Source organism: Parabacteroides gordonii MS-1 = DSM 23371 (assembly GCF_000969825.1).
Lineage (GTDB): Bacteria > Bacteroidota > Bacteroidia > Bacteroidales > Tannerellaceae > Parabacteroides > Parabacteroides gordonii.
Genome location: NZ_KQ033920.1, coordinates 1070259 through 1096392, shown reverse-complemented (window position 1 = coordinate 1096392; position 26134 = coordinate 1070259). Strand labels below are relative to the sequence as shown.

Here is a 26134-nt window from a genome sequence, read left to right as displayed (position 1 = left end):
TTCAAATGACGGGTATTAGCATTCAAAACAATAACCGAAGCCGAGGCGGGTGACAATGTTTTTTCCGTAAGGGCCGATCTTTTTCCGCAGGCGGGTAATGTTGACATCGATGGTGCGATCCAGTACATATACTTCATCTTTCCAGATGCGCGACAGGATCTCTTCACGTGAAAATACATTCCCTTTGTTTTCCAGCAATAGTTTTAATATCTCAAACTCTTTTTTGGTCAACGGAATTTCTTTCCCGTCGACAGAAGCCTTGATACGTTTTATATCCAGTGCCAGTGTCTCGTATTCTAGAAGTTCGTTTACGGTAGCTTTCTCTTTTTCTGTAGTTCTGCGTAACACGGCCTTAACACGTGCGACAACCTGCCGGATGGAAAACGGTTTTGAAATATAATCGTCTGCACCCAGGTTGAAGCCGGTCAGCATATCGTTTTCCGTATCTTTGGCTGTCAGGAAGATGATAGGCGTGTTAGCCGTGCTTTCGTCTTTCCTTAAAATGCTGGCCATTTTGAATCCGGAGATTTCCCCCATCATCACATCGAGTAAAAGTAACTGATATACGGATAGGTCTTTCTTAAGTGCTTCTTCCGCGCTGAAAGCGGTATCTACTTCATATCCTTCTATTTCCAGATTGAATTTGAGGATCTCGCACAAGTCCTCTTCGTCGTCCACAACAAGAATTCGGGGCATGTCCATAGTCTTTTTTATTTATATTGAAATGAAAAACTCATTTCATTGTTTACAAAATTAATTATTTTCCTGCAAAGGAACGCCATTGTTGTTTCGGATGGATGAAATAGATGTTACATTTGTGTTAAGATAAAGGTTCGGTTCAATAATAATTTACTAGAAACGACAACCTGCGTTGCCGTTTCTAGCTTTTTAAAACGGATCTATTACTTTTTACCGTTCATCGCTTCTAGTAAGAACTTTCCCGGTTTGAACTTCACGGTTGTTCTTGGCTTGATCATAACAGGCTCACCTGTTTTGGGATTACGAGCCAAGCGACTAGTTTGAGGTCTGGGTATTAATGTTCCAAACCCAATAAGAACGACTTCTTCGTTGTTGGACATTTTTTCAGTCACGATCTCCATGTAAGCATCTAATACTTTAGCTGCTTTTTGCTTTTTCAATCCGGCTCTTTCAGCCAGTTCTGCAATCAGTTCTGCTTTGTTCATAGGTGATTTTTTAATAATTAATAATGTTGCATCAATCAAAACTTTGCAAAGATAATAAAAAGACTGTCTTAGTGAACAGTCCTATAAAACAAAAAGTCTACTTTCACAAGTAGACTTTTTAATTCTTATAATGACCAATACCTTTACCTAAAACGAGAGGTCTTAACCTCAAATATTACTTTGTCACAAATATAAATATAGTTTTTGATAAATGCAAACGTTATCGCTCTTTTTTCAAGACGTATGTGAAAGTAGAAGTGACTTGTATCAACTGAAACATGAAAAAATGCAACCAAAATGTAATCGAACAGTGAAAAGGTTGTCATTTTGCTCCGGTTATATCATAAATTAGAATGTTTTTCCATTAAATATTCGCTGCTTTTCGATGAAAAATGTTATATTTGTGGACAAGTGTAAAAGTCTGAGCTTCTTCATCTGTTATTTGCGATTCGGGAAATGAACTATCCTTAGTATAATGTAATCCCTTTGAATAAGCGATCTGAGACTTGAATTATTCCAATCTATTAAAAAGCAGTGATGTTTATGATTAAAAGAAAAGAACTAACGTACGACAATTCTTATTTACTAAAAGTATTTAACAGAGACTTTCCTCATTTGGTAGCAATGGCGGAAGAGAGCCGGAACATAAAATTGTTCAGGGAGGCTCTACGATCGTTTGTGTCTTCCAGGATAGCTGTCAATGAAGGAGGTGGTAATATGGGAAATGCCGTCGCGAAACGTATTTTACTTTTAATAGAATATGACGGTTCCCCGATCGATGAACTATCGACGGGGCAGGAGCTGTCGATACAAACGATAACCTATCTATGGCAATTACTGGCAGGTAAACTTACGGATGAGGTTTCTTCTGATCTGTTTATCGATCTTTACCATCAGTTCAAGCTGCTGGAGCATCCGGAAACGATTGAAACAGACCGTTCGCTGGTGAAACGACAAATGAACCGTTGGCCGACTGGTTTGGATGAAGAGGTCATCGCTATTCGTGAAGCCAATAAAGAACGTATTATAAAACGGCTGATCCGGAAGATAGAACGCCGTACGGCCCCTTCTTCCCGTTACCAGTTTACCCCCGAAATGAGTTATGAGGAAAAGTATAATCAGGTTCGGGAATGGTGGGATACGGCACGTTTCCATTTGTCGATGGCTATAAAAAGCCCGACAGAGCTAAACTATTTTCTGGGTGAATCCCTTTCGGAAGAAATGATGCATTTGTTGCTACGTGCCAAAAAGAAAGGAATGCCATTCTTCGTTACTCCTTATTATTTGTCTTTGCTGAATCCGGGGACAGAAGGATTTGACGATGAAACTGTCCGTTCCTATATACTTTACTCGAATGAGCTGGTAGATACCTATGGCAGTATCAAAGCCTGGGAAAAAGAGGACATCGTGGAAGCCGGCAAACCGAATGCCGCCGGATGGCTGTTGCCTGAAGGACATAATATCCATCGCCGTTACCCGGAAGTAGCCATTCTGATACCCGACTCGATGGGACGCGCCTGTGGCGGTCTCTGTGCTTCCTGCCAGCGTATGTATGACTTCCAGAGCGAACGGCTGAACTTCGATTTTGAAGCGTTGAAGCCGAAAGAAACCTGGGATAAAAAACTTCGCCGGTTGATGCATTATTTTGAAGAAGATGCCCAGCTGCGGGATATCCTGATCACCGGAGGGGATGCTTTGATGAGCCAGAATGCGACCTTACGTAAAATATTGGAAGCCGTCTATAAGATGGCTGTTCGCAAGCGTAAAGCCAACGAGGATCGCCCGGAAGGTGAAAAGCTGGCTGAATTGCAGCGGGTTCGTTTGGGATCGCGTCTGCTGGCTTACCTGCCTTTGCGTATTACCGACGAACTGGTGGCAATCCTGAAAGAGTTTAAGGAGAAGGCATCGGCTGTCGGTGTATCACAGTTTATTATTCAGACACATTTTCAGTCTCCATTAGAAGTAACACCGGAGGCTAAGCGGGCTATCCGGGCGATATTGGATGCCGGATGGGTCATAACAAATCAGTTGGTGTATACGGTTGCTGCTTCCCGTCGCGGACATACGGCTAAACTGCGGCAGACACTTAACTCTGTCGGGGTGATTTGCTATTATACATTCTCTGTCAAAGGTTTTAACGAGAACTATGCCGTGTTCACCCCCAACAGCCGTTCACTTCAGGAACAATATGAAGAAAAGATCTTCGGGAGAGTACCTGAAAATAAGCTGGCGGAATTGGATGATATCGTAACCAATAAACGTCCTTTAGGAAAGAAGCTTGTCAATTTTCTTAAAGAGAATCATCTGCTGTTTGCAGCGACAGACCGTAGCGTGCTGAATCTGCCGGCCATAGGTAAGAGTATGACCTTTAAAACGGTGGGACTCACCTCGGAAGGAAAACGTATCCTTAAGTTCGATCATGATACAGGACGCCGTCACAGCCCGATCATTAATAAAATGGGAGAGGTTTTTATTGTCGAAAATAAATCGGTGGCAGCCTATCTCCGGCAGTTGGAAGAAATGGGAGAGGATGTAAAGGAATATCGAAGTATCTGGAATTATTGTGAAGGGGAAACCGAACCGCGTTTCAGCTTGTACGAATATCCCGGTTATCCGTTTGCCATCACAGAAAAGATGACAAATCTTGAACTTGAAAACGAGTAAAAGTGTATCTTTGTTCCTGCTAAACCAATAATAAGATGATACAAAACGAAAGAGAGATACGACACGAACACGTGTTAACAGCTGTACGTCAGATGATGACCGCTGCCCGGACAGCTCCAAAAGGGAAAGGTATTGACATTATAGAAATGGCTATGGTGACCGGCGAAGATATCCATCAGCTGTCTGAAGAGATGCTGAAAGTGGCTGCGGAAACCGGATTAAAGTTTTTCCTGCGTGATGCGGACAATATACTGAGTGCAGAAGCCGTAGTCATATTGGGTACTGGCCAGCAGGTACAAGGATTGAATTGCGCACATTGTGGGTTTGATACCTGCGTAGAGAAACCGGCAACGGTTCCATGCACCATTAATTCGGTGGATCTGGGAATTGCCATCGGTTCTGCCTGCGCTACTGCTTCCGATTTGCGTCTGGATACCCGCGTCATGTTCAGTGCCGGGCTGGCTGCCCAGCGTCTGGGATGGTTGGGAGAAGAGAGCAAATGTGTAATGGCTATCCCTGTCAGTGCCTCTTCTAAAAACCCGTTCTTCGATCGTAAACCGAAAGAACAACCCGTAAAGTAATTAGCAGGATTTTGGATAAATAACATGATGACTCTATGATAAAGTTTGCAAACAAACTTGAACTTCGTTATTCTTTTAACGATAAGTCCGGCTATATGGACGCTATGATCAAACACCGTTGTGAAAAGGAGATACTTTCCATGATCCGTGTGTTGGCTGATATGTTGGATGTGAAGATGACTGCCCATTGCGAACCTGTTCTACAGGAAGGCGGATACAGGGTTGTATGGCCGATAGGCGGTGAAAGTTCCCGTGCTATCTCCGTGGTATTGAATATATTGATGCAGGTTCTGACGCGTCCGACCCTGTCGGTTGGAGGACAACCCATTGCCGACCGGACAAACGCCGATGAGGAGAATATGCAGAAGGAAATAGCGCTGCTGAAGCGTTCTCTCAAGCTGAAACAGGTCGGTGCACTCATCCCGCGCGAGCTGATCGAGCTTTTATCTTCATGGCCGAAGTTCAGCAAATGCAAGTCCAATTTTTATGAAGCGCTGAAAGGTTATCCCAAGGTAACGAAGATAAACGTGCGCGAATTGAACGAGAACAACCGCAGCCGCTCCGGTTCGCTGGAAGTGAAACGTGAACAGTTCGATTACTTTATCCTGCGTTCGGACGACCTGCCTACGATCAAAGATAACAAAGCTACGATCGAAATTATTTCACCAGTATTGAAAGACAGCCGTTACCGTTGGAAAGGTATTTATAACAAGGGAGGCGAAACGATCGACTTCTATATGTGCGACGAAGATTTCAAAAAGCAGATGTTCGACGAAAAGATATCCTTCACCAGCGGCATGTGCATCGACTGCGTATTGGAAATTGCACGTAAGCTAAGCGAATTGGGCGAAACGATCAACGTCAGCTATACGGTGACTACGGTGATCCGTACCCGCTTCGACAAACTTGAAATCGTTACTCCCCAGGGCAAGCGCCACTTGCGCAAGCTGGAAGCGGAGAAGAAACAACTTACACTCGACTTATTTGGCTAACTTTTCCTATCTTTACGCCAAATCTTAAAGATGTATGGCTAAGACAAAAACAGTATATGTCTGCTCCAATTGCGGAGCAGACTCTCCTAAATGGGTGGGCAAATGTCCTAATTGCGGCGAATGGAACACGTATGTGGAAGAGATCGTTGCTACCAAAGAACCTTCGGCAAAACATATTATCCCCGGAATAACCGATAACGAAAAAGTGCGTCCGGTCTTATTGCGCGACATCACTTCCGAAGAAGAATCCCGTATCGATCTGAAAGATGAGGAGCTGAACCGTGTCCTCGGTGGCGGTCTGGTGAAAGGTTCGCTGGTGCTGATTGGTGGTGAACCGGGTATCGGTAAGTCTACGCTGGTGCTGCAAACCGTCCTGGGGTTGAACGGGCTAAAGACGTTGTACGTATCCGGTGAAGAAAGCAGCCGCCAGCTCAAACTGCGTGCCGACCGTCTGGCTCACGAAAATCCCGACTGTTTCATCCTTTGTGAAACAAACCTCGAACAAATCTTCGTGCAAGCTCGAAACGTACAGCCGGATCTGATGATTATCGACTCTATCCAGACAATTTATACGGAGATCGTGGAGTCGTCACCCGGTAGCGTCTCACAGGTACGTGAATGTAGCGCAGCTATCCTGAAATATGCCAAGGAGAGCGGTGTGCCTGTTTTGCTGATCGGCCATATTAATAAGGAAGGAAGCATTGCCGGGCCTAAGGTATTGGAGCATATTGTCGACACGGTGCTTCAGTTTGAAGGCGACCAACATTATATGTACCGCATTCTGCGCAGTATCAAAAACCGTTTCGGCAGTACGGCGGAACTCGGTATCTACGAAATGCGGCAGAACGGTTTACGCGAGGTCAGCAATCCCTCTGAATTATTGCTTACCCAAAATCACGAAGGACTGAGCGGTGTGACTATCGCTGCTGCGATCGAAGGTATCCGTCCTTTCCTGATCGAAACGCAGGCATTGGTAAGCTCGGCCGTTTATGGTACGCCGCAACGCAGCGCAACGGGGTTTGATCTCCGGCGAATGAATATGTTGCTGGCTGTCCTTGAGAAACGGGCCGGGTTTAAACTGATACAAAAAGATGTGTTCCTCAATATTGCCGGAGGTTTGAAAGTAAACGATCCGGCCATCGACCTGGCCGTTATCAGTGCCGTGCTTTCGTCGAGTCTCGATATCAGTATCGAACAGGGAGTATGTATGTGTGGCGAAGTCGGCCTGTCGGGCGAGATACGTCCGGTCAACCGTATTGAGCAGCGTATCCTTGAAGCGGAGAAGCTGGGCTTTTCACGTATAATCATTCCTCATAACAACCTGAAAGGTTTCGATGTCGCTAAATGCAAAATACAGATTATACAGGTAAAGAAAGTAGAGGAAGCTTTCCGGCACCTGTTCGGATAACCTCTTTTCCCCATTAACAAGCAAAGAAATAATGATACAAGAATTACAACTCCGTATTCTGCCGGAAGAAGCAGTCAATGAGCAATCTCTGAAACAGGTCGTTGCGCGCGAAACCGGCGCTTCTCTGAAAGATATACAAGCAGTACGGCTATTGAAGCGTTCTATCGATGCGCGCCAGCGTACGATTTATGTAAACGTTAAGCTACGTGCATTTATCAATGAACAACCGGAAGAAGCGGAATACCAGTCGGTGGAATATAAAGATGTATCCGGCGGTAAACAAGTGGTTGTGGTCGGTGCCGGCCCCGGAGGACTTTTTGCTGCCCTGCGCCTGATCGAACTAGGGTTGCGTCCTGTCATCGTCGAACGTGGAAAGAATGTGCGCGACCGGAAGAAAGATATCGCACTGATCAGCCGTGAGCATGTAGTGAACAGTGAATCGAACTACAGTTTCGGGGAAGGTGGTGCCGGTGCCTATTCGGATGGCAAATTATATACCCGCAGCAAGAAACGCGGTTCGGTCGATAAGATACTGAATGTCTTTTGCCAGCATGGTGCCAGTACCTCTATCCTGGCAGATGCCCATCCGCATATCGGGACGGATAAACTACCGCGTGTAATAGAAAATATCCGTGAACAAATTATCCGCTGTGGAGGCGAAGTGTATTTCGAGACCCGTATGGATGCCTTGATCCTGAAGGATAATGAAGTGATCGGTATAGAAACCAATACGGGAAAGGCTTTCTACGGCCCGGTTATCCTGGCTACAGGCCATTCGGCTCGCGATGTCTATCAATATCTTTATCAGCAGCAGATACCTATCGAAGCAAAAGGTTTTGCCGTGGGAGTCCGTCTGGAACATCCCCAGGAGTTGATCGACCAGATACAATACCATCGTAAGGAGGGCAGGGGAAAATATCTTCCGGCAGCCGAATATAGTTTTGTTACGCAGGTAAGCGGGAGAGGCGTATATTCTTTCTGTATGTGCCCGGGCGGGTTTGTCGTTCCGGCTGCGAGTGGCCCGAAGCAAGTTGTTGTCAACGGGATGTCTCCTTCCAATCGGGGTTCGCGTTGGTCGAATTCAGGGATGGTGGTAGAGATCCGTCCTGAAGATTATCCCGAATTGATGAAACATGAAGAGATGAAAGTCCCGACCGACTCCCCTTTAGCCCTGATGGCTTTCCAGGAGCGGCTGGAAGAAGTATGCTGGTTGAACGGTGGCATGAAACAAACGGCACCGGCCCAGCGCATGAATGATTTCGTAACGAAGAAAAACTCGTTCGATCTGCCGGAATCTTCTTATACACCGGGACTGCTGGCTTCTCCGCTTCATTTCTGGATGCCGGAATTTGTAACCAGCCGTTTGCGGGATGGCTTCCGTTATTTTGGAAAAGTATCGAAAGGGTTCCTTACCAATGACGCTCTGATGATAGGCGTGGAGACACGTACCTCCTCACCGGTTCGTATTCTTCGCGACCGTGACAGTTACCAGCATGTAACGATCAAAGGGCTTTTCCCCTGTGGCGAAGGTGCCGGTTATGCCGGTGGCATTGTGTCGGCAGCAATCGACGGAGAACGCTGTGCGGAAGGGGCGGCTCTTGTCGCTGACTCGACGTCCTCTTGTCGCTGACTCAACGTCCTCTTGTCAGCGACAAGAGGAACGGAGCTTTTCAATCTCATTCATCAGATTAACCCTTTCCAACGAGAACGTGGTATCGTGTGCTTGCAGGTATTCCAGCAACTCTTTAGCCCGTACTAGCATATCTGGTTGGTTTTTCGGTTGCTGATAACTATCTTCAATCAAAGTCTTGATGGCGATCTCAAGACGCAAGACACCGCTTTTCTCTTCATTGTCGAGGAAACGGAGGATATCGTCGGGAGCCGTTGTCATCAGGAAATCTGAAGTCAGTTTCAAGTTCTCGTAAACGGTCTGTATCAGTTCCGGATTTTTCCCGGCTGCATTGTTATTACGGTTGAAGATCACCTGGGCGATCATTTTGCCCAGTTCTTCTATCTGTACCATGATCAAATCTCTTTTTAGCATAATGGATGGGGGTTATTCTACGGTTACACTTATAATTCTTATATCTTTTTTAGGACGGTCGTACTGGTCTTTAGGCTGATTGGCAATCGTATCCAATACATCGAAACCTTCCGTTACCTCGCCGAAGATCGTATAAATACCATCCAGGTGATGACAGCCTCCGATTGTTGTATAGGCTTTCCGCTGTTCGTCGGTAAAGAGCAGATGGCCGGGCGTTGCCTGTATCATCGAGTCTATCTTTATATTGATGGCTTTGATACGTTTGCTGTATTCCCGTTTGTTCGTCTGTTTCTGCATTTTCAGTTCTACGGCTACAGGACGGTAAAATTTATCGAGCGCTTTTTTACGAATATCCTGGTTAGCGATCAATTCCAATGTGTCCAACTCGCCGTTGCGGTACACTTTTCCCTGTACGATAAAGAACTGCGACATATCCGATTTCTTCTGCGGGTTTACATCGTCATTCTGCCGGGGAGCAGCCAGGGCCCCTCGCTTATGGAAATATTTATCGTTCATTTCCGGCATGATCTCGGCAGACGAATCACCGAAACCGCAACGGGCACCGGGAGGCGCTGTTTTAGAATCGGGGGCACCGCCCTGTATCATGAACTCTTTGATAACGCGGGTGAACAGGGTGCCGTTAAATTCACCTTGCCGTGCCCGGTTGACGAATGCGCGGACATGATTAGGCACGTCATCATATAGTTGCGCCTTTATAGTTCCGACGTTTGTCTGGATAGTGACTGTTTTTCCAGCGTTTTGCGCCTGAGCGGTTCCCAGGCTGGCTAACAATACCAAAATCAGGTAATATATCTTATTCATGCTCCAGTTTTTATTTGTCGGGTAAAGATAGCATTTATGTTGTTAAACACAAACTAAATAGTTACCTTTGCCAACTTTATTAAAGAGTGACAAGGTTTTTTAATATTAGAATATGAATTGGATCAATGATTTATTATGGGGAGAAGGCATCGGCCACTCCATCCTGTTGCTGTCGTTTGTGATAGCGGCCGGAATTCAATTGGGTAAAATTAAGGTGTTTGGCGTCTCGTTAGGCATCACACTGGTTTTGTTTGTGGGGATCATTCTCGGACATTTCGGTTTTACGATCAACCACAATGTGATTCACTTTTTTAAAGAGTTCGGTCTTATTCTGTTTGTGTACTCTGTGGGTATGCAGGTAGGGCCGGGTTTTTTCTCCTCATTTAAGAAAGGAGGGGTAACGCTTAATTTGCTGGCTTGCGGGATAGTATTTCTTGGAGTGGTAACGGCTATTATTCTGCATTATACGACTGGTATTCCAATGCCGACTATGGTAGGAATCCTGTCGGGAGCCGTAACGAATACTCCGGGTCTGGGGGCGGCGCAGCAGGCTTATTCCGACATGTATGGAACAGCGGATAATACAATAGCCTTGGGATATGCTGTCGCTTACCCGTTGGGTGTGATCGGTATTATTCTTTCAATCATGTTTGTCCGTTATGCATTCCGTGTAAATTTCGACAAAGAAAATGAACAGTTGAATAACGAAGATTCTTCCCATGCGAATGAGGCGAAACCTATTTCCCTGGTGGTTAAAAATCCGGCTATATTCGGGAAAACAGTAGGGGAATTGTCTTATCTGTTGGAACACCGCGATTTCGTTATTTCCCGTATCTGGCATGACAGCGACAAACAGATTGAAATAGCATCTGCTAATGCCGTATTGCATGAGAACGATAAAGTTTTTGTAATTACAACCGAACAGGATGCCGATACCATCAAGACTTTTGTTGGTGAAGTGATCGATATGGAACGCAAACAGTGGATCCGTATGGAAAGCCAGTTTATCAACCGCCGTATTCTGGTTACGAAGCCGGAACTGAACGGTAAGCGTCTCGGACAGCTGAAACTGCGTCAGTTATACGGTATCAATATAACCCGTATCAATCGTGCCGGTGTAGATTTGGTTGCTACCCCGCATCTGACACTTCAGGTGGGCGACCGTGTAAATGTGGTAGGTACTGAAACGGCCGTTACAAATGTAGAAAAGGTACTGGGTAACTCAATGAAGCGTCTGAACGAGCCGAATCTGATCACGATCTTTATCGGTATCGCACTGGGTATCGTGCTGGGTAGCATACCTATTACTTTCCCGGGTATTCCGCAACCTGTGAAACTGGGATTGGCCGGTGGCCCGTTGATCGTGGCTATCCTGATCAGCCGTTTCGGTTATAAATATAAGTTGGTCACTTATACGACTCAGAGCGCAAACCTGATGTTGCGTGAGATCGGTATAACCCTTTTCCTTGCCTGTGTCGGTATCAGTGCCGGGGATGGTTTTGTAGATACGATCGTGAATAACGGTGGCTTTGCCTGGATCGGCTATGGTTTTATCATCACGACTGTTCCGTTGCTGATTATCGGTTGCATCGGTCGTTATTTCTGTAAAGTGAACTATTTTACGCTGATGGGTCTTATTGCAGGTAGCACGACCGACCCGCCCGCTTTGGCCTACTCGAACGCGACAGCCGGTAACGATGCCCCTTCCGTAGGATACGCAACCGTTTATCCGCTGACCATGTTCCTGCGCGTGCTTACGGCACAGTTGCTGATCTTGTTCTTTGCGTAAAGACAGTCCGTATTATATATGTATTAAAAGGTACTCATCGTGGGTACCTTTTTTTGTATATATATGGAATATTTCTCTACCTTTGCTAGCGTATCACTAAAATTAAAACGAGTTATGGAAGTAAAATATCCTATCGGCATACAGAACTTTGAGAAACTTCGTAAAGAGGGCTTCATCTATGTCGATAAAACAGAGCTGATTTATCGATTGGTAACCACTGGTAGTTATTACTTCCTGAGCCGTCCCCGCCGTTTCGGAAAAAGCCTGCTTATCTCCACGCTTGAGGCTTATTTTCAAGGAAAGAAAGAGTTGTTTGAAGACTTAGCGATCGGGAAGCTGGAGAAAGACTGGATACAATATCCTGTGTTGCACATGGATCTCAATGCTGAGAAGTTCGATTCGCAGGAAAGACTCGAACAAATACTGGATCGTCATTTATTTTTATGGGAAGACTCTTGGGGGACAGACGCTCGGGAGAATACTTTCTCAGCCCGTTTTACTGGAGTAATTCGCCGTGCCTTCCAACAGACCGGGCGGCCTGTCGTTATCTTGATCGACGAATACGACAAGCCGATGTTGCAAGCCCTCGATAATGATGAACTGCAGAAGGAGTTTCGTGATACGTTGAAAGCCTTCTACGGCGTGATGAAAAGCATGGACGGCTATATCAAATTTGCTTTCCTGACCGGAGTTACTAAGTTCGGTCAGGTCAGCGTGTTCAGCGACTTAAATAACCTGAACGATATCTCGATGTGGGAACCGTATATTTCCCTCTGTGGTATCAATGAAGAAGAACTGCATGCCTATTTTGAAGAAGATATCCATGTGCTTGCTGCCGCAGGGCAAATGGGTTATGAGGAGACTTGTGCCGAGTTGAAGGAATGTTACGATGGTTATCATTTCGTAGAGAACAGTCCCGGTATCTATAATCCTTTCAGCCTGCTTAACACCTTTTCCAAACGTAAATTCGGTAGTTATTGGTTTGAAACCGGTACCCCCACCTATCTGGTAGACCTGCTGAAACGTTCGCATTACAACCTATATAATATGGCACATACAGAGACAGACTCGGATGTGCTGAACAGTATCGATTCCACTTCTACCAACCCGATCCCTGTAATCTATCAAAGCGGTTACCTCACGATCAAAGGGTACGACCGCCGTTTCGGCATCTATCGCCTGGGCTTTCCCAACCGGGAAGTAGAAGAAGGTTTTATGAAGTTTCTGCTCCCTTTTTATGCCGATACCGACAAGGTGGAGGTGCCGTTCCATATTGTAAAATTCGTTCAGGAAGTGGAGAGTGGCGATTACAATGCTTTCTTTCGCCGCCTGCAAAGTCTTTTTGCCGATACTCCTTACGAGCTGGTGCGTGATCTGGAGCTTCATTACCAGAATGTCCTGTTCATTGTCTGCAAACTGATCGGCTTCTATGTGAAAGCCGAATACCATACATCGGAAGGCCGTATCGACCTGCTGCTGCAGACAGATCGTTTTATCTATGTCATGGAATTTAAGCTGGACGGAACAACCGATACTGCTTTACAGCAGATTGAAGAAAAGGATTACGCTTTACCTTTCGCTTCCGATCCCCGTAAACTTTTTAAGATCGGAGTGAATTTCAGTACAAAGACACGTAATATTGCGGATTGGAAAGTGATATGAAGGTCAATAAATATTCGCCATACTCACCAGCGGCTCATACAGCTTCTCGATGTCCTGTGCATCTATTTCGAGCGTAAGCTGGTCGCCGGGCAGGATCGTCTGGCCGGTTGGGGGGAAGTTTTTACGGTCGCGGTGGATGTTGATGATCAGGCAGTTGTTCGGTAGATGCAGGGTGTCGATCGCTTTGCCGTCGAAGTAGGAGCCGGCCATCACTTCGACATCGAGCTGCAGCCGTTTCTCCTCCTGGAAGAGCGGTTTTTTTATCATCTCCTCGTAAAACATTACATTGAAAGGCTTTATCTCCAATAGTTCGGTGAAGTAGTAAGTCAATCCCCCGACAACGATTGAAGGGTAGAACACTTCAAAATGCCCCGTAATCTCCGTGATCAGGATGATCGCCGTGATAGGGGTACGGACAACAGCCACCAGGAAAGCAGCCATCCCGATCAGCATCACATAACTGATATTTTCGGGAGCGATGACCCCATGCTGCACTAACAGGAGTGCGCATATCTTTCCCAACAACCCACCCGTAACGAGTGTCGGAATGAAACTCCCACCGGGTAATCCCGAAGAGAAGGAATAAACGGTGAATACCACATGTAAGAGCATCATTCCGGTAATCCACAGGATGCTTTGCGTACCTCCCAGCGCCTGCTCCATAAGAAATTGTTCTCCGCCGCCGGTCAGGTCGGTCAATGTCAGTGAAATAATGTAGGCCATGACCAACAACCCCAGTAGTTTGATATATTCCGGCTGCTTTATGGCAGGATAGATCCTTTTAACGTATAGCATCAGTAGCGAATAAAACTTTCCGAAGATGGAGACGACAACGGCAAACAACAGGAACAATTTGATCTGTAAAGAGAAGGTCAGGTCTGGAGCTACCGCCTGTATCTCATGGTAAGGATTGATCGGAAAGATCATATTGGCAATCGCACCGGCTACTACTCCGGCCAGTATCGTGGTAATAGCCGTCTTGGGAGCATCAAAACGTTCGATCGACTCGATCACCAGTGTCGTGGCAGCCAGCGGGGCGGCAAAAGCAGCCGCCAGTCCTGCACCGGCACCCGCTGCCAACAGTTGTTTGCGTTCGCCGCTCAGGATATGACCCCATTTGCTGACCAGGTCGCCTATGTAGGAACCCATTTGTACGGATGGCCCTTCCCGTCCCATCGAAAGGCCGCTACTCAGTGTCAATACTCCGCCGACAAACTTTGCCAGCAATTGCCGGAGTGAGTGTTTATATACGATCCTGCCGTTGATAGCCCCGCGTGTTTGCGAGATACCACCGCCACCAATGAACGGCCAGCGTTTTACCAGTCGCGAGACAAATATAAGTACTGCCCAAAGCGTGAAGAAAGCGACTACATGGAGATACCAGGGAGGGGACGACTCGAAGAAATCTTTCCGGTAATTATAGAATAACTGCAACAGGAAATGATACGGCACTGCCACCAGACCGGTAAGCAGCCCCACGATGAGACTCACGAAATAGAGTCTGGCATCCACCAGTTTCAGCTTTAATATCCTCCAGTTTACCTTCATAAGCTCGATAAAAACAAGCCTGGCGTAGCTTTGGTTCTGCTCTTCCCTCAAATAATTGTCAATTGTGAATTGTCAACTGTCAATTTTTCCGTAAGTTTGCCGGTACAAATCTTTAAACCATATTAATACCATGAGACATTTATTTTTAGGAAAACTATTTGTTGTGTTGGTTTCCATGTTGTGTGTGTGTTCGGTATCGGCCAGGAAACCCATCAGGACTTTATTGATAACAGGGCAGAATAACCATAACTGGCAGGTTAGCCATGTGGTACTGAAGCAAATACTCGAAAACTCCGGTCGTTTCTCTGTCGATTTTGCGGTTTCACCTTCCCAGGGGAAAGATATGTCGGGCTTTGTGCTCGATTTTACCCCTTACGAATTGGTGGTACTCGATTATAATGGCGACTCCTGGCCCGAAGAAACAAACAAACGCTTCCTCGATTATGTGCAGGGTGGCGGTGGAGTAGTGGTCTACCACGCAGCCGACAACGCTTTCTCCCAGTGGCCGGAATTTAATAAGATCTGTGCTTTGGGTGGTTGGGAAAACCGTAATGAGAACGCAGGCCCGTATGTATACTGGCAGGACGGTAAACTGGTCAAGGATAGTTCTGCAGGCCCCGGAGGTTCGCATGGCAGTCAGCATGAGTATGTTCTGAACGGACGCGATAAGGTACACCCGATCGTAAAAGGATTACCTTTGAAATGGCGCCACACCAAGGATGAATTGTACGACCGTATGCGCGGGCCGGGTAATATCGGTGCTCTCCTTTATACCGCTTATTCGGAGAAGGAAACAGGCGGCTCAGGTCGTGAAGAACCGCTGATCTTTACAGTGGATTACGGTAATGCCCGTATTTTCCACACGATGCTGGGACATGCCGGTGAAACAGCCGAGAATAATACAGCCATGCAATGTACAGGTTTTCAGGTCTTATTACTGCGTGGTGCCGAATGGGCTGCTACCGGAAAAGTCACCCAGAAAGTCCCGAAAGATTTCCCGACCGAGAGCCAATGCTCTTACCGGAAGGATTATAAGGAACAGAAATAAATCAATAATATAAAGTTGTTTCTTTTACGGAAAAGCCCCTCGAAGTCAAACAACTTCGAGGGGCTTTTCACTTATATATAGTTCATTATAGGGTTATTCGCTTCTCAATGTATCAGCCGGAGCAATCCGTGAGGACAGGTAGGCGGGATACCAGGCGCCGAGCAGGATGACCAAAGCCATGAATAAATAGGTCAGCAGTAGGCCAAAGAAGATTCGTAAGAATGTAATATCCATGATGTTTGTTCCGATAAACTCCATTTTTGCCAGGTTGATACAGATGATAACAGCGGGGATGGCTACCAGGCTTAGCAACAGCCAGCCTTCACCGATCATCATCTGTAATATCTGGCTGCGGGTAGCACCGACTGCCAACCGTAAGCCGATTTCCGGTTTGCGGTATTCATTGCGGAACCAGAAAGTACCGATAATGCCGAGGAAGATGTTGAAGATAAGGAATACCATGAAAGCTACCCGGTAACGGATGGCGTCCATCCGTCCGTCCGAAAGGTATAAGGTATAGCGCAGGTCGTCGAAAGACCTTACCTTATATAACATATAGTTGCCGACAGCCAGCTGTTCCCGCATGTCCTGCTGGAAGTTCTGTATGAATTCCCGTTCGTTCAATCCGGGTTTGACACGCATGCTTATTTCAAATCCGGATAAAGTGCCTTCGTCCATTTGAGCTATATTGGCGTTAGATAGTAATTCATAGACTGCGTATTCTTCCGGCCTGTAATCGTCGCGTTTGAGCGGGCCGCAAACGTCGCCTACTATATATTCATCATCATTCCCCTGGAAATAAACTGTTTTCCCTTTCGCCTGTTCGTCGGGAAATTCATCCTGTGCAAATAGCCGGGAGATAATAACGCTTTTCTCCTTAAGCGCTTCTGCCAGCTGGGACGGGTTTCCTCCTGCCAGCGGATGGATGCGGAACACCTCGAAATAGGAGGGTGTCACTTCCAGGTAATGGCGGGAGACTGTCTTTGTGGTATCTTTTGAAACCCCGGTATTCCGGTAGCTGGCACAATAGGGGGCGCTCATATTGGAGACGCATACGCTCTCTACCTGGGGATGCTGGCGAATACGCTCCAGGATAGTCTGGAAATCAGTGGCAGCCTGTTGACTCTCTTCTTCATAACGGACATATTGCGGACTGCTTTGCGGAAGGGTGGCCAGCTGTACCTGGTAGGTGTCTTTTATGTCGTAGGCATTCTCAATGGAAGAAGTATATCCCAGTGTGATGAAAAAATCCATTATATACCATAAGAGGATGAATACGATGAATAATTCGGCAACGATCCAGGCATTTTGCCTGCGTTGTATCCATATCAATTTTAAAAGGTGCTGTATCATGGTTCAGTTTATTTATCGTTTAATGCATCGACAACCGGTTTTCTGAGGGCACGCCAGGCAGGAACAAGGGCTGACAGTAAATTCAGTATCAGGCAAAAGGCAAAAGCATATCCGAAGATGGCCGGGTTCAGGAACATACCGGGTGAGAGGTCTATCGAAGCGGTCAGCGAACTGCCGTCCCAGTTATATCTTCCCAGCAGCCAGCCTTTGAACAGGCTGACCAGTCCGTAGGATAGCAGTAATCCGGCCACGCCTCCCAGCAGGGTAAGCAGCAGGTTTTCGTAGAGTACCTGCATAAGCAGTGTCCTGTTCATGGCACCGAATGCTTTACGGATACCGAGTTCTTCCATCCTTTTCTTCATGCGCGAAGCTGTCATTCCCGTCAGGTTGATGGAGGGAACCAGCAGCAGGATCAGGATGATCAGTGTGATCTGTATATAAAGAAGGGTATAGTCGGGGACGTTGAATGACTCTCCATTGCGCAGGTAGGCTCGGAAAATACTATCCGGCTGTTCGTTCAGCACCAGGTTATATCGGGCTGTAGTCGTATTGTATTTGCGGCAAAGGTCTTCCGCTTCTGCACGGATAGCATCAAAGTCGCCGGTGCTTTTAGCCAGGATATATACCCGCATGCTTCCGAGGACATAGTCGCACCACGAACCACCTTTGATAACCGAAGGCCGGTTGGTGAACGGCAGCCATAGCTCGGCATAGCAATAACTCGTAATGGAGGGGACGTCTTTTACTACTCCGGCTACCGTGTATTCTTCAAAGTTCAGCAGAAAAGTCTTTCCGGCCGCATCGGTCGTATTGAACAGTTTGCGTGCCAGCGATTCGCATAAGACGGCTTTCCGGATGCCGGAGGTGAATTCTTCTTCCGTATAAGGAGTGCCGGACAGGAATGTGAAGTTGAATACTTTCCAGAATGCGGCGTCTGTCCCCATGACAAGGCCGTTGTAAATATTCTTGTTGCCTTGCAGCTGGATAAATTCGCTTTGTTCGCCCAACGGGATGACGGCTGTAACGGCTTCGGGTATTTGCATCGGATAAAAGCATTCCTTGATAGTGGGGTAAGATAGCTGGCTGCTGCCAAATCCTTTCCCGTCCTTTTGGGCTACTTTCCCGGACTGGATGATCATCATCCGGTTGCGGTAACTTTCCGGCTCTATGTTGGCCGTATGGAAATAATAGAGTATTGCCAGTATCATGACCATAGCGATAGCCAGGCCGGTACCGGCTATATAAATGATGCTGAAGAATTTATTTTGTTTCAGCATCTGAACGGCTTGCCTGAAATAGACTTTATACATAAAAGACTTTGTTATTATTGTTTGGTACCGATAATAACAAAGTCTGTGCCATAAAGCTAATATGTTGGAATACAGCGATCGCTATCCGGTTATTGCTGTTCGTTATCGGACACTGTGTTCGTTTTCGTGAGACTTAACGTTCCGTCTTCCAATGAAAAACGGTCGTCGTGTTCAGCCAGGAACCGGACAACTGTTATGACCTTGTCGGCCGGGAACGATAACTCTTCCGACAGCTTCTTAACTTCCCGCGAACCGGTTTCTTCCAGCGTTTCAAGCAACGTATCCCGTATGGCGTTGAACGTATGGTTGTTCAGTCCCGAATCGTTCTTTGCCAGGCAGACATCGCAGCAACCGCAATCGGAAATGCCCTTTTCACCGAAGTAAGAGATCAGCATACGGCTCCGGCATACCCGGTCTTCGTTGATGTACTCTATCACCCGGTTCATCCGGTTTTCGAATCGTTCCTTCCGCTCCTCATAGGCCGAACGGGGGATGGAGAGGTATTTCAGCTCTTCCCTTGTACGGGTGTAGATGATGAGCGGTGTCTTTTTATGCGGGATATAATTGACGATCCGGTATTTGGAAAGACCGATCAATACGTCATATATTTCCTGCTGGCTCAGTCCGGTACGGGTAGAGATCAGTCCTTCATTAATATATACGTAATCGGAAAACAGCCCGGTATAGGAGCGGAGGATGCACTGGATCACCTCGTCCGTCTTTTTGTCCTGGTGCAGGTACTTGTAAAGCTCGTCGCGGGTGGCGCTGAACACCAGGCGCGAGGCATTATCCTGTTCTTCCGTATATTCTATGTAGCCGGCCAGTTCCAGTATCTTCAGAGCATGGTGGGCTTGCAGATGCGAGAACTTGTAGGCCGAGCAGAAATCGATCAGGGAGAAATCGTGCACCGTATCGAGTCCGTAGCCCATTGCGATCTGGTAATAATTGCCCAATGCATCGTACACCCGGCTGATAAATTCCCTGTCCGGGTATTCGTCGGCCAGCCGTTTTTTCAGCTTGGCGGTATCCGTATTCGAACATAAGGCGACGGCATAAGCGCGTTGTTCATCGCGTCCGGCGCGTCCGGCTTCCTGGTAATATTCTTCCAGTGATCCGGGCATATCCAGATGGACGACCAGGCGCACGTCCGGTTTGTCGATCCCCATACCGAAAGCGTTGGTAGATACGATCACGCGGCATTCGTTATTCTTCCAGCGGCTCTGGCGAAGGGTCTTTTCATCGCGGTTAAGCCCGGCATGGAAGAAGTCGGCCGATATTCCGGCTTCACGCAGGATCGTTGCCACCTCTTTAGTCCGTTTCCTGTTGCGCACATAGACGATGGCGGTTCCGGGGACTTTCCCCAGAATGTAGACCAGCGAGTTTATCTTATCCTCCGTGCGGCGTACGATATAGGACAGGTTCTTTCGGGCGAAGCTTTTCCGGAAAACATTCTTTTCTTTGAAGTGCAGTCGTTCCTGTATGTCGTTGACCACTTCGGGAGTTGCCGTAGCCGTAAGCGCCAGCACAGGCACACCGGGAAGTTGTTCCCTGACGTCGGCTATCTTCATGTAGGAGGGACGGAAGTCGTACCCCCATTGCGAGATACAGTGGCTTTCGTCGATAACCAGGAGACAGACGTTCATGGCCTGCAATTTGCTCAGGAATATATCTGTGGCTAAGCGTTCGGGGGAGACATACAGGAACTTGTAATCACCGAAGATGCAATTTTCCAGCTGGCCGATGATCTCCTGGCGGGTCATTCCCGAATAGACAGCCGTCGCCTTGATACCCAGACGGCGGAGATTGTCCACCTGGTCTTTCATCAGGGCGATCAGCGGGGTTACGACAATACATATCCCTTCCATGACCAATGCCGGCACCTGGAAGGTAATCGACTTACCTCCACCGGTCGGCATGAGTCCCAGTGTATCTTTTCCCTCACAAACAGAGTGAATAATGTCCTCTTGCAGAGGACGAAAAGCAGGGTATCCCCAGTACTTCTCTAATATCTTATGGTAGACGTCCACCGGCTTCCTTCATATGTCATCGACCTTTATGTCTTTAACCATGAGTTGCAAGGTCGTGTTTCCGTTATACGTATTTTCTTCGATGGTGTAGCAGATATTGAAGGGGCTCATCCCTTTGATATGCTTGCTATGTTCATGCATTCCGAAAGCAATACCGTGGATCGGCGTGTTCGACTTGTCGTCTATCAGTTCCAGTTTGATATGTTCCAGTTCCTTGCCCACCAGCTTGCTTGTGCCGTAGTCTTTGACATTCAGCGAACAGAATACCGGCTTCTGGTTGTCCGGGCCGAAAGGATTCATCCTTTTAAGCTCGTTCATGAATTTGGAGTTGATATCTTTCAGGTCAAGTATGGCATCGATGTCGATCTGCGGAGTCATCTGTTCCGGGATGATCTCTTCGGCTGCCAGTTTGAGGAAGCGGTCTGTGAAGGCTTCCAGGTTTTCTTCTTTCAGGGAAAGGCCGGCGGCATAGGTATGTCCACCGAAGTTTTCCAGCAGGTCGCGACAGCTTTCTATCGCCTTATAGATGTCGAAACCGGTAACCGAGCGGGCAGAGCCTGTGATCAGTTCGGACGACTTGGTCAGTACGACTGCCGGGCGGTAATATTTCTCTGTCAGACGCGAAGCAACGATGCCGATCACGCCTTTATGCCAACCCCGGTTGAAGACCACGATTGCTTTCCGGTCTTCCATATTGGCGAATTCATCGATGATCGCGTTGGCTTCGTCCGTTATTTTCTTGTCCAGTTCACGGCGTTCGTCGTTGTACTGGTTGATATTTTCACTTTTCTCGCGAGCCGATTCCACATCTTTGGCTAGCAACAGGTCTACCGCCTCTTTTCCGTTCATCATTCGTCCGGAAGCATTGATACGGGGGCCTATTTTGAATACGATATCGCTGATAGTGATGTCTTTCCCGGTCAGTCCGCAGATGTCTATGATCCCTTTCAGCCCCAGGCTGGGGTTGCTGTTCAGTTGCTTAAGCCCGTAATAGGCCAGGATACGGTTCTCTCCCGTGATAGGCACGATATCGGAAGCGATACTGACGGCTGTCAGCTCCAGCAACTTTTCCAGTTCGGAGAAAGGGAAGTTGTTGCTTTTGGCAAACGCCTGCATGAATTTGAAACCGACACCGCAACCCGACAGATGTTCGTACGGATAGATCGAGTCCACCCGTTTAGCATCCAGTACAGCCACAGCATCCGGAAGCGTATCGTCCGGCATGTGGTGGTCGCAGATAATAAAGTCGATACCTTTCTCTTTTGCGTACTCGATCTTTTCGATCGCTTTGATACCGCAGTCGAGTGAAATTATTAACGTTACGCCGTTTTCATGCGCATAGTTAATCCCCTTGTAAGAAATACCGTACCCTTCGTCATACCGATCCGGTATGTAATAATCGAGGGTTGAAGAATAAGGCCTCAGATACTTGAACACAAGTGAGACGGCTGTCGTTCCGTCCACATCGTAATCACCGTACACCAGAATTTTTTCTTTATTCCCAAGCGCTTTGTTCAACCGTTTTACCGCTTTATCCATGTCCGGCATCAGGAATGGATCATGCAGGTCGCCCAGATTGGGTTTAAAGAACTTTCTAGCCTCTTCTGCCGTGGTAATCCCTCTCTGAACAAGCAGGAGACAGATAATGGGACTGAAACCGATTTCAGCCGCCAACGCATCTCTCTTACGTAATTCTTCTTCTGTCGGGGTTTGAAAATTCCATTTGTTAATCATTATATATTGTTTTTTTCTTTTTTATCTATCTATAGCCTTACGGCTTGTAATAGTTTCTCCCGGATGAAACACTTGTTTCACTTCTTTTCTATTCAACCTGTAAAATTAGGAATTTAAAATGGATAATAGCAATAGCCCGGGTAAAATAGTTTTTTTGTTATTATTTTTTTATAAGTACACGAATGATTTGTACATTTGTCACAATATTATAAAAAACAATGACGGAAGATATTAAAAAGGCCTGCGAAGTAATGCAGGAGGGTGGTATAATACTCTATCCCACAGATACAATCTGGGGCATAGGCTGCGATGCAACGAATGAGGAAGCGGTGCAACGCGTATATGAATTGAAGAGAAGGGCAGACAATAAGGCGATGCTGGTTCTGATGGATAGCACTGCTAAATTGCAGATGTATGTATCGGATATACCCGATATCGCCTGGGATTTGATCGAGGTGGCCGATAAACCGCTTACGATCATTTATTCCAATGCAAAAAATCTGGCTAAGAACCTGCTGGCCGACGATGGAAGCGTGGGTATCCGTATTACGAATGAAGAATTTTCACGTAAGTTGTGTGAACGTTTCCGTAAGCCGTTGGTATCGACTTCCGCCAACGTGAGCGGTGAATTATCACCGGCAAACTTCACGGAAGTATCGGATGTAATCAAGAATGGAGTAGATTATATTGTTGGCTATCGCCAGGATGATATGAGCAAGGCACAACCATCAAATATTATTAAGCTTGGTGCCGGAGGTCTTATTCAGGTTATCAGATAAGAATGAAGAAAAGCAGACAGGCAGGAAAATACATATTATCAGACTTTATATCTGCAGCCGTAGCATGGTTCTTGTTTAACCTGTTGCGTTATAAGGAAGTGGCTATTTATGAGGGGGCTAGCTCTTTCAGTAATTATCTGGCTTATCTGCAGGTGTTGAAAGGGCAGTTGTTGATTCCTTTCTTCTGGTTGATTCTGTACTATTTTTCGGGTTACTATAATAAACCGTTCGGCAAGTCGAGACTTACCGAGCTGTTTTCTACTTTCGTGACCTCCCTGATCGGGGTTGTCCTGATCTTTTTTATCGTGGTACTGAATGACCTGCCCCGTTCGTTCCATATTTATTATGAGTTCTTTTTTGTCTTATTCGGTTTACAGTTCTTTTTGACTTATATACCGCGACTGTCGATCACACAGGCGGGACTGCGGAAGATAAAGAGCAGGGAATGGGCTATGAATATCCTGATAATCGGGGCAGGAAAGAAAGCGTGCCATATCGCGAAGGATCTTTACCGGATGGGATATAATATTTCCGGATTTGTGCCGGAAGACGACACGACCCCGGTAGAGGTGGATAAAAAAGAACTGGCAGGTGTTTTGGAGAACTTGCCGGCAATTGTAACCGAAAGACGGATCGATGAATTGGTGCTTGCTGCAGAAACGAGTGATAACAAAAAGCTGTTGAACATACTTTATTCGCTTTATCATTATAAGCTGCCGATCAAGGTGCTGGCTGATAAGTTGAGTATGTTGTCGCAGGTAAAGATAAAGACGATCCGCGGTATTCCGCTGGTAAATGTAACGGATAATAACTTTTCTGCGGTAGAAAAGAATATCAAGCTATTTATGGATAGGGTTATATCTATTCTGGTGCTTGTACTTTTATCGCCGATGTATCTGTATATTGCCTGGCGGGTGAAGAGAGATTCTCCCGGGCCGGTCTTTTTCCGTCAGGAGCGGATCGGATATATGGGAAAACCGTTTATGATCTATAAGTTCCGTACGATGTATGTAGGGGCAGAGGATAACGGGCCGTTGTTATCGTCGGAGAATGACGAACGTATTACTCCGTTCGGGCATGTTATGCGGAAATACCGGCTGGATGAGTTTCCCCAGTTCTGGAATGTACTGAAAGGAGATATGTCGGTGGTTGGGCCGCGACCGGAACGGAAGTTTTTTATTGATCAGATAGTGAAGGTGGCACCTTACTATTACTTGCTGCATAATGTGCGACCCGGTATCACTTCCCTGGGAATGGTGAAATACGGATATGCCGGTGATGTGGATAAGATGATCGAACGTATGAAATATGATATTTTATATTACGAAAATATGTCGTTGCTGCTGGATATAACAATATTGATTTACACAGTAAGGACAGTGTTTACAGGAAAAGGAATTTAAAATGGCAAAAGAAGGACTATTCTATCGGTTTCTGTTGTGGCGGGATAAGCATATAAAAGAGAAACATTTTATTTTGGTGATCAGCTTCCTGGTCGGTATTTGTACGGCGGCTTCCGCTATTATTCTGAAGCAACTGATTCATTTTATCCAGCATCTCCTTACCGGAAATTTTGATGCCAGCGGGGTGAACTACCTGTATCTGCTTTATCCGGTGATCGGTATTTTGCTGGCGGGATTATTCGTTAAATATATTGTTCGCGACGATATCAGTCACGGGGTGACAAAGATCCTTTATGCTATTTCGCAGCGTAAGAGCCGTATCAAACCTCATAACACATGGACTTCCATTGTTGCCAGTTCGGTGACTATCGGGTTCGGTGGATCGGTAGGAGCCGAGGCTCCGATTGTATTGACGGGAGCGGCTATCGGCTCCAATCTGGGACGCTTGTTCCGCATGGAGCAGAAAACCCTGATGCTGCTGGTGGGCTGTGGGGCGGCAGGTGCAATTGCCGGTATCTTCAAGGCTCCTATTGCGGGGTTGGTCTTTGTGATCGAGGTGTTATTGCTCGACCTGACGATGACTTCGGTGTTGCCTTTGCTGATTTCATCGGTGACGGCGGCGACTGTTTCCTATATTTTTACGGGAACGGAAGCTATGTTTAAATTCTCGCAGACCGAGGTCTTTGAGATCGAACGTATTCCGTATGTACTGCTGCTGGGTGTTTTCTGCGGTTTGGTTTCACTGTATTTTACCCGGGTGATGAACAGGGTGGAAGGGATGTACCGCAAGTTGGGTGTCTATTGGAAGAAGTTCCTGTTGGGAGGTGTGATGCTGAGTATCCTGATCTTCCTTTTCCCCCCGCTGTATGGCGAAGGTTACGACACGATCGGCTCCTTGCTGAACGGGCAGTTCTCGCATATTATGGATAAAAGTTTGTTCTATGACCTGAACGATAATTACTGGGGAATTGTTGTATTCCTGTTCCTGATCCTGCTGACAAAGGTGTTTGCATCGAGTGCGACCAATGCGGGTGGTGGTTGTGGTGGTATCTTTGCACCGAGCTTGTATCTGGGTTGTATATCCGGGTTCCTCTTTGCCCATACTTCCAACTATTTCCCGTTCACGATGTATATTTCGGAGAAGAACTTTGCCCTGTTGGGTATGGCGGGTATTATGTCGGGGGTGATGCATGCACCGCTTACAGGCGTGTTCCTGATCGCGGAACTGACCGGTGGATACGACCTTTTTCTTCCGTTGATGATCGTTTCCATCAGTTCGTACCTGACCATTCTGATGTTTGAACCTCATAGTATCTATTCTATGCGTCTGGCACAGAAAGGGGAGCTGCTTACCCACCATAAAGACCGTGCCGTTCTGACTTTGCTGAATACGGATAGTGTGATCGAGAAAGATTTCCAGACCGTTTCACCGGAAATGTCATTGGGTGATATGGTAAAGGTGATCGCAAAGAGCGGACGAAATGCATTCCCGGTTATCGATGAAAAGGGGATATTGCTGGGAATTGTGCAATTGGACAATATCCGCAACATTATGTTCCGTCCGGAGTTATATAACAGATTCCATGTATCCAAATTCATGGTGTCGGCTCCGGCCAAGATACAGATCGGAACCCCGATGGAACAGATCATGGGGATATTTGACGATACGAAGGCCTGGAATCTTCCCGTAGTGGATGAAGAAGGACGTTATGTCGGATTTATGTCGAAGTCGAAGATATTTAATTCATACCGCGAAGTATTGGTAGAAAACTTTTCAGGAGATTAA

Annotated in this window: 20 protein-coding genes; 11 read left to right on the top strand and 9 right to left on the bottom strand. The window is 46.7% G+C overall.

Annotation, left to right across the window (positions count from 1 at the left end; translation table 11 throughout):
• Positions 1–15 precede the first annotated feature (15 nt).
• Together HMPREF1536_RS21540 and HMPREF1536_RS21535 are read right to left on the bottom strand one after the other, a co-directional pair.
• On the bottom strand, positions 16–702 hold the full coding sequence (locus HMPREF1536_RS21540; RefSeq protein ID WP_028729093.1) for a two-component system response regulator PhoB: 687 nt from the start codon (positions 700–702) through the stop codon (positions 16–18).
• 200 nt (positions 703–902) lie between these two features.
• On the bottom strand, positions 903–1184 hold the full coding sequence (locus tag HMPREF1536_RS21535) for an HU family DNA-binding protein (protein WP_028729094.1): 282 nt from the start codon (positions 1182–1184) through the stop codon (positions 903–905).
• A gap of 543 nt (positions 1185–1727) precedes the next feature.
• Between HMPREF1536_RS21535 and HMPREF1536_RS21530 the strand changes: the two genes are divergently transcribed.
• From HMPREF1536_RS21530 to HMPREF1536_RS21510, 5 genes are read left to right on the top strand one after another with little or no spacing between them, the layout of a single operon-like run.
• Positions 1728–3848 (top strand): KamA family radical SAM protein, encoded by a 2121-nt coding sequence (locus HMPREF1536_RS21530; RefSeq protein ID WP_028729095.1) that lies wholly within the window; start codon positions 1728–1730, stop codon positions 3846–3848.
• 35 nt (positions 3849–3883) lie between these two features.
• Entirely contained in the window at positions 3884–4429 is a 546-nt protein-coding gene (locus tag HMPREF1536_RS21525; protein WP_028729096.1) for a ferredoxin domain-containing protein, read from the top strand.
• 35 nt (positions 4430–4464) lie between these two features.
• Entirely contained in the window at positions 4465–5421 is a 957-nt protein-coding gene (locus HMPREF1536_RS21520) for a hypothetical protein (protein ID WP_028729097.1), read from the top strand.
• 34 nt (positions 5422–5455) lie between these two features.
• The gene (gene radA, locus HMPREF1536_RS21515) at positions 5456–6829 is read left to right on the top strand and encodes a DNA repair protein RadA (protein WP_028729098.1); all 1374 of its coding nucleotides are present in this window, start codon (positions 5456–5458) and stop codon (positions 6827–6829) included.
• A gap of 31 nt (positions 6830–6860) precedes the next feature.
• Positions 6861–8459 (top strand): NAD(P)/FAD-dependent oxidoreductase, encoded by a 1599-nt coding sequence (locus tag HMPREF1536_RS21510; protein WP_028729099.1) that lies wholly within the window; start codon positions 6861–6863, stop codon positions 8457–8459.
• A gap of 15 nt (positions 8460–8474) precedes the next feature.
• On the opposite strand, the gene HMPREF1536_RS21505 is transcribed toward HMPREF1536_RS21510, so the two are convergent.
• Complete coding sequence (locus HMPREF1536_RS21505) at positions 8475–8852, bottom strand: hypothetical protein (RefSeq protein WP_225608039.1); 378 nt, start codon at positions 8850–8852, stop codon at positions 8475–8477.
• 33 nt (positions 8853–8885) lie between these two features.
• Positions 8886–9695, bottom strand: a complete 810-nt coding sequence (locus HMPREF1536_RS21500; RefSeq protein ID WP_028729101.1) for a peptidylprolyl isomerase — start codon at positions 9693–9695, stop codon at positions 8886–8888.
• A gap of 112 nt (positions 9696–9807) precedes the next feature.
• Here HMPREF1536_RS21500 and HMPREF1536_RS21495 point away from each other — a divergent pair, with 112 nt between their 5' ends.
• Positions 9808–11484, top strand: coding sequence for a putative transporter (locus tag HMPREF1536_RS21495; RefSeq protein ID WP_028729102.1), 1677 nt, complete (start codon positions 9808–9810; stop codon positions 11482–11484).
• 114 nt (positions 11485–11598) lie between these two features.
• Complete coding sequence (locus tag HMPREF1536_RS21490) at positions 11599–13146, top strand: ATP-binding protein (protein WP_028729103.1); 1548 nt, start codon at positions 11599–11601, stop codon at positions 13144–13146.
• 3 nt (positions 13147–13149) lie between these two features.
• On the opposite strand, the gene HMPREF1536_RS21485 is transcribed toward HMPREF1536_RS21490, so the two are convergent.
• A complete protein-coding gene (locus HMPREF1536_RS21485) occupies positions 13150–14694 on the bottom strand; it encodes a ClC family H(+)/Cl(-) exchange transporter (protein ID WP_028729104.1) in 1545 nt (514 codons plus the stop codon).
• A 130-nt stretch (positions 14695–14824) separates the two neighbouring features.
• On the opposite strand from HMPREF1536_RS21485, the gene HMPREF1536_RS21480 reads away from it, so the two are divergent.
• Positions 14825–15742 (top strand): ThuA domain-containing protein, encoded by a 918-nt coding sequence (locus HMPREF1536_RS21480; protein WP_028729105.1) that lies wholly within the window; start codon positions 14825–14827, stop codon positions 15740–15742.
• 93 nt (positions 15743–15835) lie between these two features.
• Here the strand turns inward: HMPREF1536_RS21480 and HMPREF1536_RS21475 are convergent, their stop codons facing one another.
• The 4 genes from HMPREF1536_RS21475 to recJ form a co-directional block, all read right to left on the bottom strand.
• The gene (locus HMPREF1536_RS21475) at positions 15836–17095 is read right to left on the bottom strand and encodes an ABC transporter permease (protein WP_028729106.1); all 1260 of its coding nucleotides are present in this window, start codon (positions 17093–17095) and stop codon (positions 15836–15838) included.
• An 8-nt stretch (positions 17096–17103) separates the two neighbouring features.
• The gene (locus HMPREF1536_RS21470) at positions 17104–18405 is read right to left on the bottom strand and encodes an ABC transporter permease (RefSeq protein WP_028729107.1); all 1302 of its coding nucleotides are present in this window, start codon (positions 18403–18405) and stop codon (positions 17104–17106) included.
• An 89-nt stretch (positions 18406–18494) separates the two neighbouring features.
• Entirely contained in the window at positions 18495–20432 is a 1938-nt protein-coding gene (locus HMPREF1536_RS21465) for a RecQ family ATP-dependent DNA helicase (protein ID WP_028729108.1), read from the bottom strand.
• A 9-nt stretch (positions 20433–20441) separates the two neighbouring features.
• On the bottom strand, positions 20442–22166 hold the full coding sequence (gene recJ / locus HMPREF1536_RS21460; protein ID WP_028729109.1) for a single-stranded-DNA-specific exonuclease RecJ: 1725 nt from the start codon (positions 22164–22166) through the stop codon (positions 20442–20444).
• Positions 22167–22384: 218 nt separating this feature from the next.
• Between recJ and HMPREF1536_RS21455 the strand changes: the two genes are divergently transcribed.
• Genes HMPREF1536_RS21455 through HMPREF1536_RS21445 form a run of 3 tightly spaced genes read left to right on the top strand, consistent with a single transcriptional unit; the run spans position 22385 to position 26134 of the window.
• On the top strand, positions 22385–22945 hold the full coding sequence (locus HMPREF1536_RS21455; protein ID WP_028729110.1) for an L-threonylcarbamoyladenylate synthase: 561 nt from the start codon (positions 22385–22387) through the stop codon (positions 22943–22945).
• 2 nt (positions 22946–22947) lie between these two features.
• A complete protein-coding gene (locus HMPREF1536_RS21450; protein WP_028729111.1) occupies positions 22948–24348 on the top strand; it encodes a sugar transferase in 1401 nt (466 codons plus the stop codon).
• A gap of 1 nt (position 24349) precedes the next feature.
• On the top strand, positions 24350–26134 hold the full coding sequence (locus tag HMPREF1536_RS21445; RefSeq protein ID WP_028729112.1) for a chloride channel protein: 1785 nt from the start codon (positions 24350–24352) through the stop codon (positions 26132–26134).